General features: G+C 42.3%; 16 protein-coding genes and 1 pseudogene. 10 read left to right on the top strand and 7 right to left on the bottom strand.

Features of this window, described 5'->3' with window-relative positions:
- Positions 1–217 (bottom strand): annotated as a pseudogene (locus Q0K96_RS09340) (TerB family tellurite resistance protein); the annotation flags it as partial.
- Positions 218–377: 160 nt separating this feature from the next.
- On the opposite strand from Q0K96_RS09340, the gene Q0K96_RS09335 reads away from it, so the two are divergent.
- The 4 genes from Q0K96_RS09335 (at position 378) to Q0K96_RS09320 (ending at position 4626) form a co-directional block, all read left to right on the top strand.
- A complete protein-coding gene (locus Q0K96_RS09335; RefSeq protein ID WP_297333730.1) occupies positions 378–962 on the top strand; it encodes a HupE/UreJ family protein in 585 nt (194 codons plus the stop codon).
- Between the two features lie 54 nt (positions 963–1016).
- A complete protein-coding gene (locus tag Q0K96_RS09330) occupies positions 1017–1454 on the top strand; it encodes a dCMP deaminase family protein (protein ID WP_297333729.1) in 438 nt (145 codons plus the stop codon).
- A 1-nt stretch (position 1455) separates the two neighbouring features.
- The gene (locus tag Q0K96_RS09325) at positions 1456–3024 is read left to right on the top strand and encodes a S41 family peptidase (protein WP_297333728.1); all 1569 of its coding nucleotides are present in this window, start codon (positions 1456–1458) and stop codon (positions 3022–3024) included.
- Positions 3025–3153: 129 nt separating this feature from the next.
- Positions 3154–4626 (top strand): hypothetical protein, encoded by a 1473-nt coding sequence (locus Q0K96_RS09320; RefSeq protein WP_297333727.1) that lies wholly within the window; start codon positions 3154–3156, stop codon positions 4624–4626.
- A 31-nt stretch (positions 4627–4657) separates the two neighbouring features.
- On the opposite strand, the gene Q0K96_RS09315 is transcribed toward Q0K96_RS09320, so the two are convergent.
- The 4 genes from Q0K96_RS09315 to Q0K96_RS09300 all read right to left on the bottom strand — a co-directional run bounded on the left by Q0K96_RS09315 (position 4658) and on the right by Q0K96_RS09300 (position 7198).
- Entirely contained in the window at positions 4658–5617 is a 960-nt protein-coding gene (locus tag Q0K96_RS09315) for a glycosyltransferase family 2 protein (RefSeq protein WP_297333726.1), read from the bottom strand.
- A gap of 133 nt (positions 5618–5750) precedes the next feature.
- On the bottom strand, positions 5751–6359 hold the full coding sequence (locus tag Q0K96_RS09310; RefSeq protein ID WP_297333725.1) for an FAD-dependent oxidoreductase: 609 nt from the start codon (positions 6357–6359) through the stop codon (positions 5751–5753).
- A 3-nt stretch (positions 6360–6362) separates the two neighbouring features.
- Positions 6363–6560 (bottom strand): hypothetical protein, encoded by a 198-nt coding sequence (locus Q0K96_RS09305; protein WP_297333724.1) that lies wholly within the window; start codon positions 6558–6560, stop codon positions 6363–6365.
- Between the two features lie 62 nt (positions 6561–6622).
- A complete protein-coding gene (locus Q0K96_RS09300) occupies positions 6623–7198 on the bottom strand; it encodes a MarC family protein (protein WP_297333723.1) in 576 nt (191 codons plus the stop codon).
- Positions 7199–7324: 126 nt separating this feature from the next.
- On the opposite strand from Q0K96_RS09300, the gene Q0K96_RS09295 reads away from it, so the two are divergent.
- The 6 genes from Q0K96_RS09295 to Q0K96_RS09270 all read left to right on the top strand — a co-directional run bounded on the left by Q0K96_RS09295 (position 7325) and on the right by Q0K96_RS09270 (position 13912).
- Positions 7325–7912 (top strand): DUF3109 family protein, encoded by a 588-nt coding sequence (locus tag Q0K96_RS09295; RefSeq protein ID WP_297333722.1) that lies wholly within the window; start codon positions 7325–7327, stop codon positions 7910–7912.
- Between the two features lie 247 nt (positions 7913–8159).
- Positions 8160–9137: a ribonucleotide-diphosphate reductase subunit beta gene (locus tag Q0K96_RS09290; RefSeq protein ID WP_297333721.1), complete on the top strand. Its 978-nt coding sequence runs from the start codon at positions 8160–8162 to the stop codon at positions 9135–9137.
- 69 nt (positions 9138–9206) lie between these two features.
- Positions 9207–11618, top strand: coding sequence for a ribonucleoside-diphosphate reductase subunit alpha (locus Q0K96_RS09285; protein WP_297333720.1), 2412 nt, complete (start codon positions 9207–9209; stop codon positions 11616–11618).
- Between the two features lie 111 nt (positions 11619–11729).
- Entirely contained in the window at positions 11730–12236 is a 507-nt protein-coding gene (locus Q0K96_RS09280) for an RDD family protein (RefSeq protein ID WP_297333719.1), read from the top strand.
- A gap of 12 nt (positions 12237–12248) precedes the next feature.
- A complete protein-coding gene (locus tag Q0K96_RS09275; RefSeq protein WP_297333718.1) occupies positions 12249–12482 on the top strand; it encodes a hypothetical protein in 234 nt (77 codons plus the stop codon).
- An 89-nt stretch (positions 12483–12571) separates the two neighbouring features.
- Positions 12572–13912, top strand: a complete 1341-nt coding sequence (locus Q0K96_RS09270; RefSeq protein WP_297333731.1) for a deoxyguanosinetriphosphate triphosphohydrolase — start codon at positions 12572–12574, stop codon at positions 13910–13912.
- A 48-nt stretch (positions 13913–13960) separates the two neighbouring features.
- On the opposite strand, the gene Q0K96_RS09265 is transcribed toward Q0K96_RS09270, so the two are convergent.
- Together Q0K96_RS09265 and Q0K96_RS09260 are read right to left on the bottom strand one after the other, a co-directional pair.
- Complete coding sequence (locus Q0K96_RS09265; RefSeq protein WP_297333717.1) at positions 13961–14908, bottom strand: DUF3078 domain-containing protein; 948 nt, start codon at positions 14906–14908, stop codon at positions 13961–13963.
- Between the two features lie 45 nt (positions 14909–14953).
- Positions 14954–16717 (bottom strand): 1-deoxy-D-xylulose-5-phosphate synthase, encoded by a 1764-nt coding sequence (locus Q0K96_RS09260; RefSeq protein ID WP_297333716.1) that lies wholly within the window; start codon positions 16715–16717, stop codon positions 14954–14956.
- Positions 16718–16804: the final 87 nt, after the last annotated feature.

The following is a 16804-nucleotide window of genomic DNA, read 5'->3' as shown; positions in this document are numbered from 1 at the left end:
CATAAAGGTAAGGCGGGTTAATGGGATAGCGCAGCGGGTTCTCAAGGATTTCCTTATATTCCTCTTCCGAAATTTCAAGCTGCTTGGCAAGCTTATCCAAAAACAATTTTTCTTCGGTACTAATGTGTCCGTTTTCTAACGCAACCCTTACAATTGCCGAAAAATGGCCTTTGTTCCTTTCCTTAAAACCACTGTCAAATAAATCTGAAATAGACATAATGTTACATGTTATTTAGTAGGGGCAAATATAAATTATAAATTTTCTGTTAAAAACAAATTTTTAAACATTTTGTTTAGCAATTCTGTAATTCTGAAAGTGTTAATAAAAAGTTAACGTTTTTAGTTTATGTTTGCCATCCGATACACTTCCTAAACGAATGGATGAATTTTTACGGTACTTTACCTGTGGCTTTCGCCACGTGCTGGATTTTCACAGCATAAATCATTTTTTATTTATTGTAATACTTATTGTTCCTTATACCCATAAACACTGGCGTACTATAGTATTATTGCTCACGCTTTTTACTTTAGGGAATACAATGGCACTCGTTATGGCATTTTATATAAATATAAAAGCGAATATATTTATTACCGAGATAGTAATGCAAAGCCTCATACTGTCAGCCGCTGTTTATAATTTTATCAAAGCCCGCCAAGATCCGCAGGAAGAAAGGATACCCGTAGTGGGCGGCGGAACGCTGATTTTCGGAATCCTGCATGGTTTGGGATTATACAGCCACTTAAAGCCTGAACTTAAAAATACCGCGCGCGAAAAGCTATTCCCCTTACTCGAATTTTCGCTCGGATTAGAGTCTGCCCACATATTACTTACAGGTTGCGTACTGCTGCTGGCCTTTGCCGCTCATTACTTTTTTAACCTGTCTAAACGCGACTGGATTTTTATTACTTCTTCTTTCGTGGCAGGTGTTGCGCTGCCAATGATGTTCGACAATAAATTTTAGCCCCCATCCGTTTTTACATGCTAATCGCTTACCTTTGTATGGCAGTGTAAACGTATGGAAATAAAAGAGGAAAAACTAAATAAGTATGATAAGGCCTATTTGCGCATTGCCCGCGAATGGAGCCGTTTGTCTTACTGCAACCGCAGAAAAGTTGGCGCAATTATTGTAAAAGACAGAATGATAATATCTGATGGTTATAACGGCACACCATCAGGGTTCGAAAATTGTTGCGAAGATACCGAAGGCCTTACCAAATGGTATGTATTGCATGCCGAGGCCAATGCTGTACTTAAAGTTGCACGTTCAACACAATCTTGCGAAGGCGCAACACTTTATATTACCATGTCGCCCTGTAAAGACTGCAGCAAGCTTATACACCAATCGGGCATTAAGCGTGTGGTTTACCAGGAAGATTATAAAGACAACTCCGGGATAGCTTTCCTGGAGCGGGCAGGGGTTATTGTGGATTGCGTGCCGCACCTTGACGAATAATATGAATATTAAAAAAGCATACCTGCCTGTTTTACTGGCAGTTTTTATGGCCATAGGCCTGCTGTTGGGCAGTTTTCTTAACTTCCCTTCAGAGAAGCGCGGGCTAATATCGGGCTCCAATAAAAGCAAGCTTAACAAGCTGATGGATTTTATTGAGAGCGAGTATATTGACGATGTGGATGCCGACTCTATTGTTGACCTTACCGTTAACAGCATCCTCGAAAAGCTTGATCCACATTCTGTATATATCGCTAAAAGCGAAATGGAAGAAGTAGCCCAGAGCATGAAAGGTGACTTTGTGGGTATTGGTGTAAACTTTTATATGTATAAAGATTCGGTTGCAGTAATAAAACCCATACCGGGCGGCCCATCTGAAAAGGCAGGAATAAAGGCCGGCGACCGTATTTTATATGCCAATAATGACAAGCTGTTTGGCAGGAAACTGCCTAACGACAGCCTTTTCTCTAAACTGAAAGGCGCGGAGGGCTCTAAATTAACCCTTACAATATTCCGCAAAAGCGAAAACAAAAAATTTAAGGTTGCCGTAACACGCGATGTGGTGCCCATTAAAAGTGTAGATGCAGCGGTAATGGCGAACACAACAACCGGTTACATTAAAATTAACCGCTTTGCCGAAACTACCTATTATGAGTTTAAGGAATCGCTTAAAAGCCTTAAGGCAGAAGGCGCTAAAGCCCTTATTATAGATCTTCGGGATAATGGCGGGGGATACCTTGAAAAAGCCGTTGAAATTGCCGATGACCTGCTTAAAGACGATTTGGTTATAGTTAAGACCAAAAATAAAAAAGAGCGCGAAGATATTACCTATGCCACCAGTGGCGGCCTGTTTGAAAGCGGCAAGGTATATGTGCTGATAAACGAAAACAGCGCTTCTGCAAGTGAGATACTCGCGGGTGCCATACAGGATAACGACCGGGGCACAATAGTAGGCAGGCGTTCGTTTGGCAAGGGGCTGGTGCAGCGCGAAATGCCTTTAGGCGACGGCAGTGCTGTAAGGCTCACTGTAGCGCGTTATTATACGCCATCAGGGCGCTCAATACAGCGCAGCTATGCCAACGGAGGCGATGCTTATTTTAATGAATTTGAAAAGCGTTTTGAGAGCGGTGAGCTTTATGCAGCCGACAGTATAAAAGTTGCCGATACCCTTAAATTTAAAACCCTGAAAGGCCGCACCGTTTACGGCGGCGGTGGTATTATTCCTGATGTTTTTGTACCATTGGAAGGGGAGCATGGCGATGAAGCTGTGCTGATGATAATGCAGAGCGGTGTAGTCAGCTATTTTGTGTTTGAGCAGCTTGACGGTAACCGCAAAGAATTTACCGGCTTAAATGTACAGCAGCTTACAGATAAGGTTATCAATACTGATAAGTATTACAGTATTTTTGGTAAATATCTTTCTGACAATGGGTTGCTATTGCCGCTTGCAAAATACAAGCAAAAAGTAAAATATTACCTTGCAGCAGAGTTTGCAAGGCAGCTTATAAGCGACAAGGCTTATTATCAAATGCTGCTGAGGGAAGATAAGATGATTAAAGCAGTCCTCAAATAATAATCATGCAAAAGACAGTAACCTGCCAAACCACATTTATGAGGTAATTATGAGTGAAATGTAAAAAAAGTTACATTTGCGGCTGTTAACATCAATGATTACCATAATCATTAGTTTAGTTGCATTATAATGAAACCAATCCACATTAAAATTATCTATACTTCCATTGCACTAATCCTGCTTGGCGATCTTATTTATTCTTATAAGCAATATAACCGAAGCGGAATTGACGGCGATTTCCCGCGCATTGTTTTGGGGCAGGAAGAGTATGATAAAGTACTGAATGACCCTTTAGGCATTTCTACATTCAGTGGTGAAAGTTACCCCGGTACTAACAGGTATACTGCACACAAGGTAATGTCAGTATACTTTAAGCGCGTGCCGTTTTTCTTTCAGAATTTTTTATCTCCCATAGACAGCTTGTACTTAAGCATAACCCTCGCAAAGTTTGCAATACATTTAATGCTTTTGCTTCTTTTTGGAACTTATATAAATGTATGGTTTCGGTGGGCAAAATGGAAAAGCTACCTTATATCGGCGGCGATAATAAGCTCTTTTTTTATTGGTGGTTCTGTATATACAGAACACCTTCAGGTAATAGACCCATGTATTACTTATGCAATGTTTTACCCTTTGCCATTGGCTGCTTTACTGGCTTTTTACTTGCCATTTTATAAATATTATATAACAGGAAATATTTCTAAATCGCCATCATTTATTGTGTTGTGGATACTCTTTGCCCTTGGCCTGGTATTTTTCGGGCCTTTGCCGGCGGCTTTGTTACTTACATCCATTCCACTATTTGCAATGGGTTTGTTATGTAGGGCTTATGGAAACCTTCCTGCAGGCTCTGGAAGAATTGTGAATGTATTTAAAGGATTGAACCGTACTGTGGTTATCTTACTCTGTTTTGCATTTGTATTTGCGCTTTACTCATTTTATATTGGTACAAAGAATAGCGAAAGTGCTGATCCAATGGCTTTAAAAGAGCGATTTATGTTTTTGTTTAAAGGTATTCAGGAAGTATTCTTTAATAAAGAACATGGAGTGGCTTACCTCTTTTTGGTAACAGTTATAAATGTGCTGTTGCTGGCGTATCTTTATGGCAAAGAGAATAAAGCTTTTCTATATCTGGTGGCAGGGCTTGCAGTGTTCAGCTTGATATATATTTTCCTGCTGCCCCTTGGTGGCTACAGGTATTATAGGCCTTTAATCTTAAGGCGTGATACTACGCTGCCTGTACTTTTTATCTTGTTTTATGTATTCACTACATCGGGCTTATTACTTTTACGAAACTGCCCAGGCAAGCTTAAAGCATATCCGTTTGTTTTTATCGCGGTGGTAGTTTTACATTTCGGGATTATAGATACTGAGATGCCGGGATATTATTCAAGAAATGAACAAAAACCACTTATGCAAGAGGTAGCGGCTTCAAAAGAAGACTGTGTTTTATTAAATCATACAGTACCCATTGCAAGTTGGAACTTTAATGCAGAATGTGAAGAAAGCGAAAATGTGGCAAATTTTTTATTTTTTTATCGTATAACACTACGAAAAGTATATGTGCGGTACAAAGACTATTATGAAGAGCCTGTAAAGTAACAGTACATTATACAACAGGAAAGCGAAATAATTATTCCACTTTCCTATCTATTATATAGCGAGGTCGTTGTTTTACTTCAGCATATATTTTACCGATATATTCGCCTATTATGCCGAAACAGAAAAGCTGAATGCCGCCTAAAAAATACATAGGCAATACTGTAGATACCCAACCGGGAACGGTATGACCCGCAAATAAAGATACCATTGCATAGCAACTCATACCAATGCATGCTATAAAAATTGCAAAGCCAATAATACTTACCAACTTAAGCGGATAGTTGCTGAATGAGGTTATGCCATTCCATGCAAACGACAGCATTTTTTTGAGCGGGTATTTTGAATCGCCCGCAAAACGCTCAAGGCGGTCATAATATACCATTTCCCTGCTGTAGCCTATAGAGGGAATAATGCCACGCAAAAACAGGTTTACTTCGGTATATCCTGAAAGCGCAGCAATAACCCTTTTACTGCACAGCCTGAAATCGGCATGGTTATGCACCAGATTTACTTTCATTTTTTTGGCAAAGTTGTAAAACATCAGGGCAGTATTGCGTTTAAAAGCGGTATCGGTAGTGCGCTCGCGGCGCACACCATATACTACATCTGTACCCTTAACAAACTTGTCAATCATCTCAGGTATAGCATTGATATCGTCCTGCAGGTCGGCATCTATGGATATAAGCGCATCAGCTTCGTTATTAAAAGTTAGCAGGCCTGCAAGCAGTGCATTTTGGTGGCCTACATTCCCGGCAAGCTTCAGCCCTTTTACAAGCGGATATTGCTGTACAAGTGTTTCGGTAATTTCCCAGGTTTTGTCGCGGCTGCCGTCATCTACAAAAACAATAAAGCTTTCGGCTGAAACAGTATTCTGCTCTATAAGCCCTGTAAGTAAAGTGTTTAGTTGCGCTGCTGTTTCGGGCAGGACCTCCTGCTCATTATAGCAGGGTGATACTATCCCTATTACAGGCTTTTGGATTGCGGTATTCATTAGTTGTTTGGTAACGTAGGGTTATTCATGATTTATGGCGCAATTTACTTAAATTATTGAAGGTTTAATGGCTCTCAAAACAAAAACAGCAACCGGGTATGGTTGCTGTATGTTAATGATACTGATATTAATTTCAGCTTCTTGTGCTGTCATGGTATTGTGCAGGTATCCCGCTATTCCATTCAGTAAGTATATCGGTGGCTACAGCAGCGCCGCTACCTGCGGCAATGGCTACCTGGCTGCGCCAGCCTGCAAGTGTGCCGGCCACATATATGCCTTCATCAACTTTATGGTCTGTATTTGTTAACTGAATGCGGTTCTTTTCCGGCAATGCTTTAGGGTGTGGGGCTACATACTGTATAAGCCCTTCTATGCTAAATGTAGGTGCAGAGCCTACCGCTACAACAATTGTTTTGGCAGTATAGGTGTTTTTATTGGTAGTAACAGTAAAGTTACCGGCATTGCCATCAACACGCATTACCTTCTCTTTATCGATTTGCTGTACCTGCGGGTATTGATGTGCCAGGTGCTGCAGGCTTTCCTCCATAAGGTCCTTGCCAAGTTTACCCGCTGCAATACCATAACCGTTATAAAAAATGGCATCCTGCAGGGCAGATGCCTTCTGGTGTGTTAGTATTGCTATTTTTTTATCGGCTGCATAAGGTTTAACCTGTGCTGAGCCTAATATTAAAGCGCAGGAAACGCCCGAAGCGCCCCCACCAATAATAAGTACGTCGAACATATTTTAACTGCGTGTTTTTTCTTCTATGCTTTTTGCCATCCTGAAAATGATAAGTATGCACACTGCGCAAAGTGATGCGATGATACCTATAAGAGCTATAAGGCTGTTGCCCTGAAAAAGATTGCTAAAGTCAAGAAGGGTTATGTTAAATATAATAAGCCCTATTGCAATAGCTATTAGCGTATAAATAAAATATTTCATTGCATTCTATCTTTGATTTATCTATCTCTTTGAGATTCAGTACAAAATTAAGTTATGTAATATTAAAGAAATAATTGTTTAACATTAGCCGCAAATAATTTAACAGCAATGGCAAGTAGTACTACGCCAAATACTTTCCTGATGACTCCTAGCCCGTTAACCCCCAAAAACTTCTCTATTTTAGCTGATGATTTCAGCACGGCATATACCACAATAACATTAATAATTATTGCGGAAATGATGTTTATCTTTTCAAATTCTGCACGTAAAGACAGTATGGTTGTCATAGTACCGGCACCAGCTATAAGCGGAAATGCAATAGGCACTATAGATGCTGTGCTTGGGTTTTCATCTTTATACAGGCGTATGCCCAGTATCATTTCCAATGCAAGGAAAAACAATACAAATGAGCCCGCTACGGCAAAAGAGTTGGCGTCTATCCCTATCAGCTTCAAGATTTCTTCCCCAACAAAAAGGAAAGCAATCATGATAACCATAGCCACAATAGAGGCTTTTTCCGATTGTATATGGCCCAGTTTTGTGCGCAGGTCAACTATAATGGGTATGCTGCCCATTATGTCTATAACCGCAAACAGCACCATGCTCACCGTAAAAACTTCTTTCCAGTCAAATGCCATACCCTTATCCGCTTAGTTTCAGGGTGCAAAATTACCTTATAAATCTGTCGCGACAAGCAAAATTCTTATTTTTTTACAGGATTAGGCTTACGCGTTTTATATATATGTTTTCATTATCTTTGCGGCATGTTTCAACTGGGTAAAACTATTGTCTCTGAAGACATACTTGAAAAAGAATTTGTTTGCAATTTAACGGCATGCAAAGGGGGCTGCTGTATAGACGGCGATGCAGGCGCACCCCTTAATGAAGAGGAAACCAAAATACTGGAACAGGTTTACCCTGTGGTAAAACCATTTTTGCGCAAAGAAGGTGTTGCTGCAATAGAGGCGCAGGGCACATGGGTGGTGGGTACCGATGGCGACCTTGAAACCCCGCTTATAGATAATAAAGACTGCGCTTATGTAATTTTTGATGGTAAAACTGCCCTGTGCGGTATAGAACAGGCTTACAACCAAGGACTTATTTCTTGGAAAAAACCGGTAAGCTGCCATTTATACCCGGTAAGAGTTAAAGACTTTTCTGAGTTTTCGGCGGTAAATTATGACCGCTGGGATATTTGCAGCCCTGCCTGTTCGCTTGGTAAGGAGCTGGAAGTACCCGTATATAAATTTGTGCGCGAGGCGCTCATTCGCCGTTTTGGCGAAGACTGGTATACCGAACTTGAAAAGGTGGCGGCAGAGCTTAAGGAGCAGCCCCTTAAAAGACGCCGTTAACCCGCATAAAAACTACACCTAAGGCTTCTTTTTAATGCCTTTATTTCTTAAATTTATATTTTACAATATCTTAATTTTCAGGTTATTGTAATGTTGCGTTATTATTGCTGCAATATTAAAGCGTTGTTAAAAACTATTGCCGATTGTGAATAAGTTTGGCTTTCATTTTCTGTCTCAAATGCCAATCTTTGTACTATCCCTTACACGAAAAAATCATTTTTTATAATACTATAAAAGTCAAAATATTATGTCCGTAACAGAGCCGATCTTACAGGAAAATAAAAACAGGTTTGTGATATTCCCCATTAAACACCACGATATTTGGGACTGGTACAAAAAAATGGAAGCCAGTTTCTGGACGGCTGAAGAAATAGACCTGCACCAGGACCTGAACGACTGGAACAATAAGCTGAATGATGATGAGAAGTACTTTATAAAGCATATACTTGCTTTTTTTGCGGCATCTGACGGTATAGTGAATGAAAACCTTGCAGAGAATTTTGTAAACGAGGTACAGTATGCCGAAGCAAAATTCTTTTACGGCTTCCAGATCATGATGGAGAACATTCACAGTGAAACCTATTCGCTGCTGATAGATACCTATGTTAAAGACGAAGCCGAGAAAGACAAGCTGTTTCGTGCTATAGAGGTGTTTCCTGCCATTATGAAAAAAGCTGACTGGGCGCTTAAATGGATAGAGAGCGAATCATTCGCCGAAAGGCTTATAGCGTTTGCTGCAGTAGAAGGCATTTTCTTTTCGGGTGCATTCTGTTCTATCTTCTGGCTTAAAAAGCGCGGACTTATGCCTGGGCTAACCTTCTCTAACGAACTTATTTCGCGAGATGAGGGCGTGCACTGCGACTTTGCCGTGCACCTGCACAACAACCACCTTATAAACAAGGTTTCTAAAGACAGGATTAAAGAAATTATTATAGATGCCCTTAATATAGAGCGTGAGTTTATAACAGAATCGCTTCCGGTAAGCCTTATTGGCATGAATGCAACCCTGATGACGCAGTACCTTGAGTTTGTAACCGACAGGCTTTTGGTGGAGCTGGGCTGCGAAAGGCAGTATAACGTGGGCAACCCGTTCGATTTTATGGATATGATATCATTGCAGGGTAAAACCAACTTCTTTGAAAAAAGGGTTTCAGAATACCAGAAAGCAGGCGTTATAAATAAAGATACCGATTCGCAGAAGATAAGCTTTGACGCCGATTTCTAAAAAATAATAAAGAATAAAATCAGTAAAGGGTGCGCGCACCCTCCATTACTAACCTTAAAATATTGCCATATGTATGTAGTAAAAAGAGACGGTCGGAGAGAGCCGGTAATGTTCGATAAGATAACGGATAGGGTAAGGATGCTGTGCTATGAGCTTAGCGAACTGGTAGATCCGGTAAAAGTAGCAATGCGTGTTATTGAAGGGTTATATGATGGTGTTACAACCAGCGAGCTGGATAACCTTGCTGCCGAAACTGCCGCCGCCATGACAATTTCTCACCCCGACTACGCACAACTGGCTGCCCGTATAGCGGTTTCTAACCTGCATAAAAATACCAAGAAGTCCTTCTCTGAAACCATGAGTGATATGTATCACTACGTGAACCCGAGAACAGGGCAGGAGTCGCCGCTTCTTTCAGATGAGGTATATGAGGCTATAATGGCAAATGCCGAGATTTTAGACTCTAACATTATATACAACAGAGATTTTAATTATGATTACTTCGGGTTTAAAACCCTGGAGCGCTCTTACCTGTTAAAGATAAACGGTAAGATTGTAGAGCGCCCGCAGCATATGCTTATGCGTGTATCTGTAGGTATTCACCTTAACGATATAGATGCAGTTCTTGAAACGTATGAGCTGATGTCTAAAAAATACTTTACCCACGCCACGCCTACACTGTTCAACTCGGGTACGCCAAAGCCGCAAATGTCGTCGTGCTTTTTGCTTACCATGAAAGATGACAGTATAGACGGTATATATGACACCCTGAAAAACACGGCTAAGATATCGCAGTCGGCAGGGGGTATAGGCTTGTCTATACACAATGTAAGGGCAACAGGGTCTTACATTCGCGGCACAAACGGTACCTCTAACGGTATTGTGCCGATGTTGCGTGTGTTTAATGATACTGCCCGCTATGTAGACCAGGGCGGCGGTAAGCGCAAAGGCAGTTTTGCTATTTATATAGAGCCGTGGCATGCCGATATTTTCGACTTCCTGGAACTGCGCAAAAACCACGGTAAGGAAGAAATGCGCGCACGCGATTTATTCCTTGCATTATGGATTCCGGACCTGTTCATGAAGCGTGTAGAGGAAGACAGTACCTGGACACTGATGTGCCCTAACGAGTGCCCGGGCCTTTATGATGTGCACAGCGACGAGTTTGACGAGCTTTACCTTAAGTATGAAGCTGCCAACAAAGGCCGCAAAACGGTTAAAGCGCGCGAGCTTTGGGAAAAAGTGCTTGAATCTCAGATAGAGACAGGATTGCCATACATGCTGTATAAAGATGCAGCCAACCGCAAATCGAACCAAAAGAATCTGGGTACCATACGTTCGTCTAACCTGTGCACGGAGATTATGGAATATACGGCTCCCGATGAGGTGGCGGTGTGTAACTTAGCCTCTATATCGCTGCCGATGTTTGTAGAAGACGGCGTGTTTAACCACCAGTACCTTTTTGAGGTTACCAAGCGTATAACCCGCAACCTTAACAAGGTTATAGACAGGAACTACTACCCTATAAAAGAGGCAGAGAACAGCAACATGCGCCACCGCCCTGTAGGGCTTGGCGTGCAGGGGCTTGCCGATGCACTTATATTGATGAGGCTGCCGTTTACAAGTGATGAAGCGAAGCAGGCCAACCAGGAAATATTTGAAACCATCTATTTTGCTGCCGTTACCGCCAGTATGGAAATGGCAAAAGAAGAAGGGCCTTACTCAAGTTTTAAAGGTTCGCCTATTAGCGAAGGGCAGTTTCAGTACAACCTGTGGGGGCTTAATGACAGCGACCTGAGCGGGCGCTGGGACTGGGCATCACTTCGTAAAGAAGTTATGGAAAACGGGGTGAGGAACTCATTGTTGCTTGCACCAATGCCAACAGCTTCTACATCTCAGATACTGGGTAATAATGAGGCGTTCGAGCCTTACACCAGCAACATATATACAAGAAGGGTACTTTCGGGCGAGTTTATCGTGGTAAACAAACACCTGCTGCGCGACCTTGTTGACCTTGGCCTGTGGAACGAAAACCTGAAGCAGGAAATAATGAGGGCAAACGGCTCGGTACAGGATATAGATGGTATCCCTCAGGATATAAAAGAGCTGTACAAGACCGTGTGGGAGATGAGCATGAAAGATATCATAGACATGTCGCGCCAAAGGGGTTACTTTATAGACCAAAGCCAGTCGCTTAACCTGTTTATGGAAAATGCCACATTCGGCAAACTAACCTCAATGCACTTCTATGCATGGAAGAGCGGGCTTAAAACCGGTATGTATTACCTGAGGACGAAGAGTGCGGTAGATGCTATTAAGTTTACCCTTAATAACGATAAAAAAGAGCAGCCACAACCGGCAGTTGTGGAAGCGGTTGCGGCAGGCACCGAAGCCGAAGGCATGAGCCAGACGGAATTTAAAGCCATGCTGGAGCGCTCCAGGAACGCAGATCCTGAAGATTGCGAAATGTGCGGATCTTAATTTAATAGGGTTGCGATTTTTTGCGAATAAATTGAATAACAAACACAAATAGGATTATCAACCAAAAACTAAGGAGCAGCCTGTCTGCTCCTTGTTTTAATTTTATCAACTATGAATACAAACATTACTATTGATGTAGATCACACCCTTATGGCATCTTCAGGCAAACGCTTTGCCAACCTGTTGTTAGACTGGGTTGTTGTTTATGCATTTTCGCTGCTTACAGGTGTTTTCCTCGGATTACTTTCGCTTTTGGGTATAGATGGCCCTTTAATCTGGCTGTCGCAGGCAGATGGCTTTGATAATCTTGTGGTAACGGTATTGATATGGACTTTTTATTACAGCATTACCGAAAGTATTTTTTCACGCAGTATCGGCAAATTTATAACCGGTACAAAAGTGGTAATGCAGGATGGCAGCAAACCATCGGCAGGTGTAATTATTTTGCGCTCATTTTGCCGCCTTATCCCTTTTGAGGCTTTTTCATTTTTGGGTTCGCCACCGCGCGGCTGGCACGACAGCCTTACAGAAACATATGTTGTAGATGCTAAAAAGCTTAAAGAGGCTATGGAGCTTAAAAGCGCATTTGATGAAATTGGAAAGCCTGAAATGCTTTAAAACAAACAAAATATGTCTAAAGATAAAAAAGCAATATACACAGGTAAAATAGAGCAGGATGCCGACGGCAATTATTTTTGTGATATATACCTGCTGGATTACCGAAAAGTCGCTTCCGGTTTTTCACTCGGAGAAGAAATACACATCAATTCGGTAGAAGAAAACCAGAGCGATAAAAGCAATGGGAAATATCCTTTTAAATCGAAAAACTTTGTTTCGGCCAACAAATCAAAGTTTATAAAGTAGCCGGATGTTTCGATGTCCGGTGTTGTTCAATGTTTAAAGTTTAAGGTTTTGTACTTAATCTAATTCTGAAATCTGAAATCAAAAAAATGATGCAATGGGAACAGCTACTGTCATTAAAAAGGCAGGGCGATACAAGCAAGAGGCTACGTAAAGAACAGGACGATACACGTTTGGGTTTTGAGGTAGATTATGACCGTATAATATTCTCATCGGCTTTCAGGAGCCTGCAGGATAAAACACAGGTTATACCCCTTTCTAAAACTGATTTTGTGCACACCCGCCTTACCCATAGCCTTGAGGTTTCGGTAGTAGGCCGCTCGCTTGGCAGGCTTGTAGGCAAACAGATTTTAGAAAAAAGGCCGTACCTGCAGGACATCCACGGTTTCCACATGAACGATTTTGGCGCTATAGTAGCCGCCGCCGCCCTTGCACATGATATTGGCAACCCGCCGTTTGGGCACTCGGGTGAAAAAGCGATTGGTGAATACTTTAAAACAGGGAAAGGGCAACAGTACCGCGACAGCCTTACCGATAAAGAGTGGCAGGATTTAGTAGATTTTGAGGGTAACGCCAACGGTTTTAACCTGCTTACGGCCTCACGCCCCGGTATAGAGGGTGGTCTGCGCATATCCTACGCCACGCTGGGTGCTTTTATGAAGTATCCTAAAGAATCATTGCCTAAAAAGCCTACAGCTAATATAGCAGATAAAAAATATGGTTTCTTTCAGTGTGATAAGGATTTCTTTCAGGATGTGGCGCAGGAGCTTGGGCTTATACCGAATAAAGAGGGAGAAGATACCGGTTATGAGCGCCACCCGCTTGCTTACCTTGTAGAAGCCGCCGATGATATCTGCTACACCATAATCGATTTTGAAGACGGTATCAACCTTGGGCTTATAGCCGAAGATTATGCCCTTGAATACCTTATAAAGCTGGTTAAGAATACTGTTCAGGTAGAGAAATATAAAAGCCTTACTACAAAGGAAGACCGTATAAGTTACCTGAGGGCACTCGCCATCAGCAGCCTTATAAGTGATGCGGTTGCAATTTTCCTTGAAAATGAAGAACTGATACTGGCAGGCAAATATCCGTATGCGCTTACAGAGCAGGGGCAATATACCGCACAGATAAAAGATATACTGGATATTAGCCGCAAAAATGTGTACCAAAGCCGCGAGGTGGTAGAAAAAGAAGTTATAGGCTACCGTATCATCAACACGCTTTTAGATACCTTTTGTACCGCTTATAACAATAAGTTTGAAGGCAGGGAAAGCAATTATGACAAGCTGGTACTAAAAATGCTGCCGGAACGCTTTGTAACCGAAAAAATGAATCTGTATGACAGGCTGCTGCACATTTGCCACTTTGTTTCTACGCTTACAGATGGTAAAGCTGTATTGCTTTATAACACCATTACGGGAGCGAGATAACGATTATAATTTATTGTATGTGGAGCTTTTATAGCTGTTTTTGAGTTGCTAAAAAGTATAACTTAACCCAAGCGACAGCATTTGCTTTAGCTGTAGTTTAGGGCCGCCTTCAATTACTTCTCCGTCCACTTCTTCTTTAGACTTTATATCGTCGTCATAAATAATATGCGCACCAATGTTGGCTTTTACATATTCGTTAACCGTCATATCTAAAGACCATTGCCAGTCAACATCTATATTGCCGAAGTTATTAAGGTAATCGGTATAAAAACTTATCTTATGGTCAAGCATTATATTCTTAAATACCTGGCGCTTTAAGCTGTTGGTAACTAATATACCTATCTCTGTGCGCGATGTGCGCCCATTCCGTATCAGGTTGCCATCTGCATCATACACCGCTCCTTCTACCCCGAAAGCGCCCTGGTTAGCCAGCGTGCGGTTCATTACAAGGGTGGTTTTGTTGGTAAGCGGCGAAAAATAAGCATTAAGCCCTAAATCTTTCCGAATGTATTCAGAACCTACCCCCAAAAAGATATAAGCAGGTGAAAACGGCCCTGATATTTCATCCTCTGTATTAGGATAGGCATAACCGTTGGCAAACTGTGTGTTAAAATTAAATTTGGCACTGTAATACCAGTTAGAAACCGTATCGCGCCTGTAGCCGAAAGTTGAGTTGAGCTGTATCTGGTCGTCTGTTTTGCGCATTTCCTGCCCTTCCTGGCTGTTAAGGCCGTAGCGCAGCACCAATTCGTTATCCCAGTTCAGGTTTTTCTTATGGTAGTTGCGTGCAAAGTTTCCTTTGCCCAGTACAGTTATAGAGTTGTTACCCCCCACACTCCAGTTAACAAAGGCAATTTGAGAAATATCCATCCCTACTTTATTGGTACGTTCCCAATACGTAATAGAGTCGGGCAGGGTAGTAACTATCATTTGAGGATATGCAAGTTGTATAAAGGCTATCACCAGCAATGCTGTCAGGCAGGCTCGAAGTCTCATTAAAATGTGGGTTTAATTTTAGATGCGGTGCAAAATTCGTTATTTTCAGTAAGCTGAAAAAATTTCTTTTAAGCTTTTAACGTCAATACCGCAGTATTGTTGTAACTCTGCTACAGTTCCGTGTTCTGTAAATGCATCAGGTACACCTAAAATACTGATTTTTTGAGGATAACCATTTTTTGCTGCAAAAGAGGCAACACTACTGCCGAAACCTCCTGTAACCGTGCCATCTTCAATAGTAATGATAGCAGTAAATTGCCTGAAGATAGTATGCAGTACTTCTTCATTCAGCGGCTTTACAAACCCGAAATGATAGTGCGCTATGGTATTATCAAAACCTCTTAAAGCTTTTATAACATTATTGCCTATGGTGCTGGTAGAAAGTACTGCTGTGCCTTTGCCCTGCTTTATCTGTATAACGCGGTTTATTTCAACAGCTTCAAAAGGTTTTTGCCAGTCGGCGCTCTCAGACCTGCCGCGCGGATAGCGTATGGCAACGGGTTGAGGCAGCCCAAGCTGTGCGGTGTAGAGCATATTGCGTAGTTCAGCCTCATTCAGTGGCGCAAAAATAATAACGTTAGGTATGCAGTTGAGATATGCCAGGTCGAAAACGCCGTGGTGTGTGGCGCCGTCTTCGCCTACAAGCCCCGCCCTGTCAAGGCAAAAAATTACTGGAAGGTTTTGCAATGCCACATCGTGTATAACCTGGTCATAAGCCCTTTGCAGGAAGGTGGAATATATATTGCAAAAAACAGTCATGCCCTGTGTAGCCATACCTGCCGCCAGTGTTACGGCATGCTGCTCGGCTATGCCCACATCAATAGCCCTTTCTGGGAAGGCTTCCATCATGAACTTCATAGAGCTACCCGATGGCATGGCAGGGGTAATTCCTATAATCTTTTCGTTCTGTTCTGCCAGCTCTACCAGCGTAAGCCCGAAAACATCCTGGTATTTGGGTGGTAACCCTGCTTCGGCTTTCGCAAGTATTTCGCCGGTAAGCCTGTCAAACCTGCCGGGCGCGTGGTAACGCACCTGGTCTTCCTCGGCCTGTTTTAAGCCTTTGCCTTTAGTGGTTATTACGTGTAGGAATTTTGGGCCTTTTACCTGTTTTAACCGATCTAATTCTTTCAGTAGGGCAGTAAGGTCGTGCCCGTCTATTGGGCCTGTATAGTCAAAATTAAGTGACTTGATCATATTGTTGCTGCGGGGGTTGCGCCCTTCCTTAACTTCGGTAAGGTAATTTTTAAGGGCGCCCACGCTTGGGTCTATACCAATAGCATTGTCATTAAGCACTACAAGCAGGTTGGCATCGGTTACACCCGCATGGTTAAGCCCTTCAAATGCCATACCTGATGCTATGCTGGCATCGCCAATCACGGCTATATGGTGTTTTTCGGTGTTGCCCTTTAACTGAGAGGCAAGCGCCATACCCAGTGCGGCAGATATAGAGGTGCTGGAGTGCCCTACGCCAAAAGTATCATACTCACTTTCGCTGCGTTTCGGGAAACCGCTTATGCCGCCCCACTGGCGGTTGGTTTCAAACCTATCCTTTCGCCCGGTTAGTATCTTGTGTCCGTACGCCTGGTGGCCTACATCCCAAACCAACAGATCATTTGGGGTATTAAAAACATAGTGAAGGGCAATTGTAAGTTCTGTTACACCCAGGCTTGCACCCAGATGGCCTTCTTTAACTGACACTACATCTATAATAAAACTGCGCAGTTCTGCCGCAAGCTGTGGCAGTTGCTCCGGCTTTAGCTGCCGCAGGTCGTGTGGTGTGTTTATGTTTGCCAGTAACGTGTTTGCCATTGCCGTTTAAGAAAGTTAAGCAAATTTACAATATTAATTTTGTGCGCGCTAATGCACTGTATGGCTTTTACCCTTTATAAAAAAGTG

Source organism: Flavobacterium sp. (genome assembly GCF_024305175.1).
Lineage (GTDB): Bacteria > Bacteroidota > Bacteroidia > Flavobacteriales > Flavobacteriaceae > Flavobacterium.
Note: the sequence above shows the minus strand (reverse complement) of the source record. Positions and strands in the feature narration are given on the sequence as shown.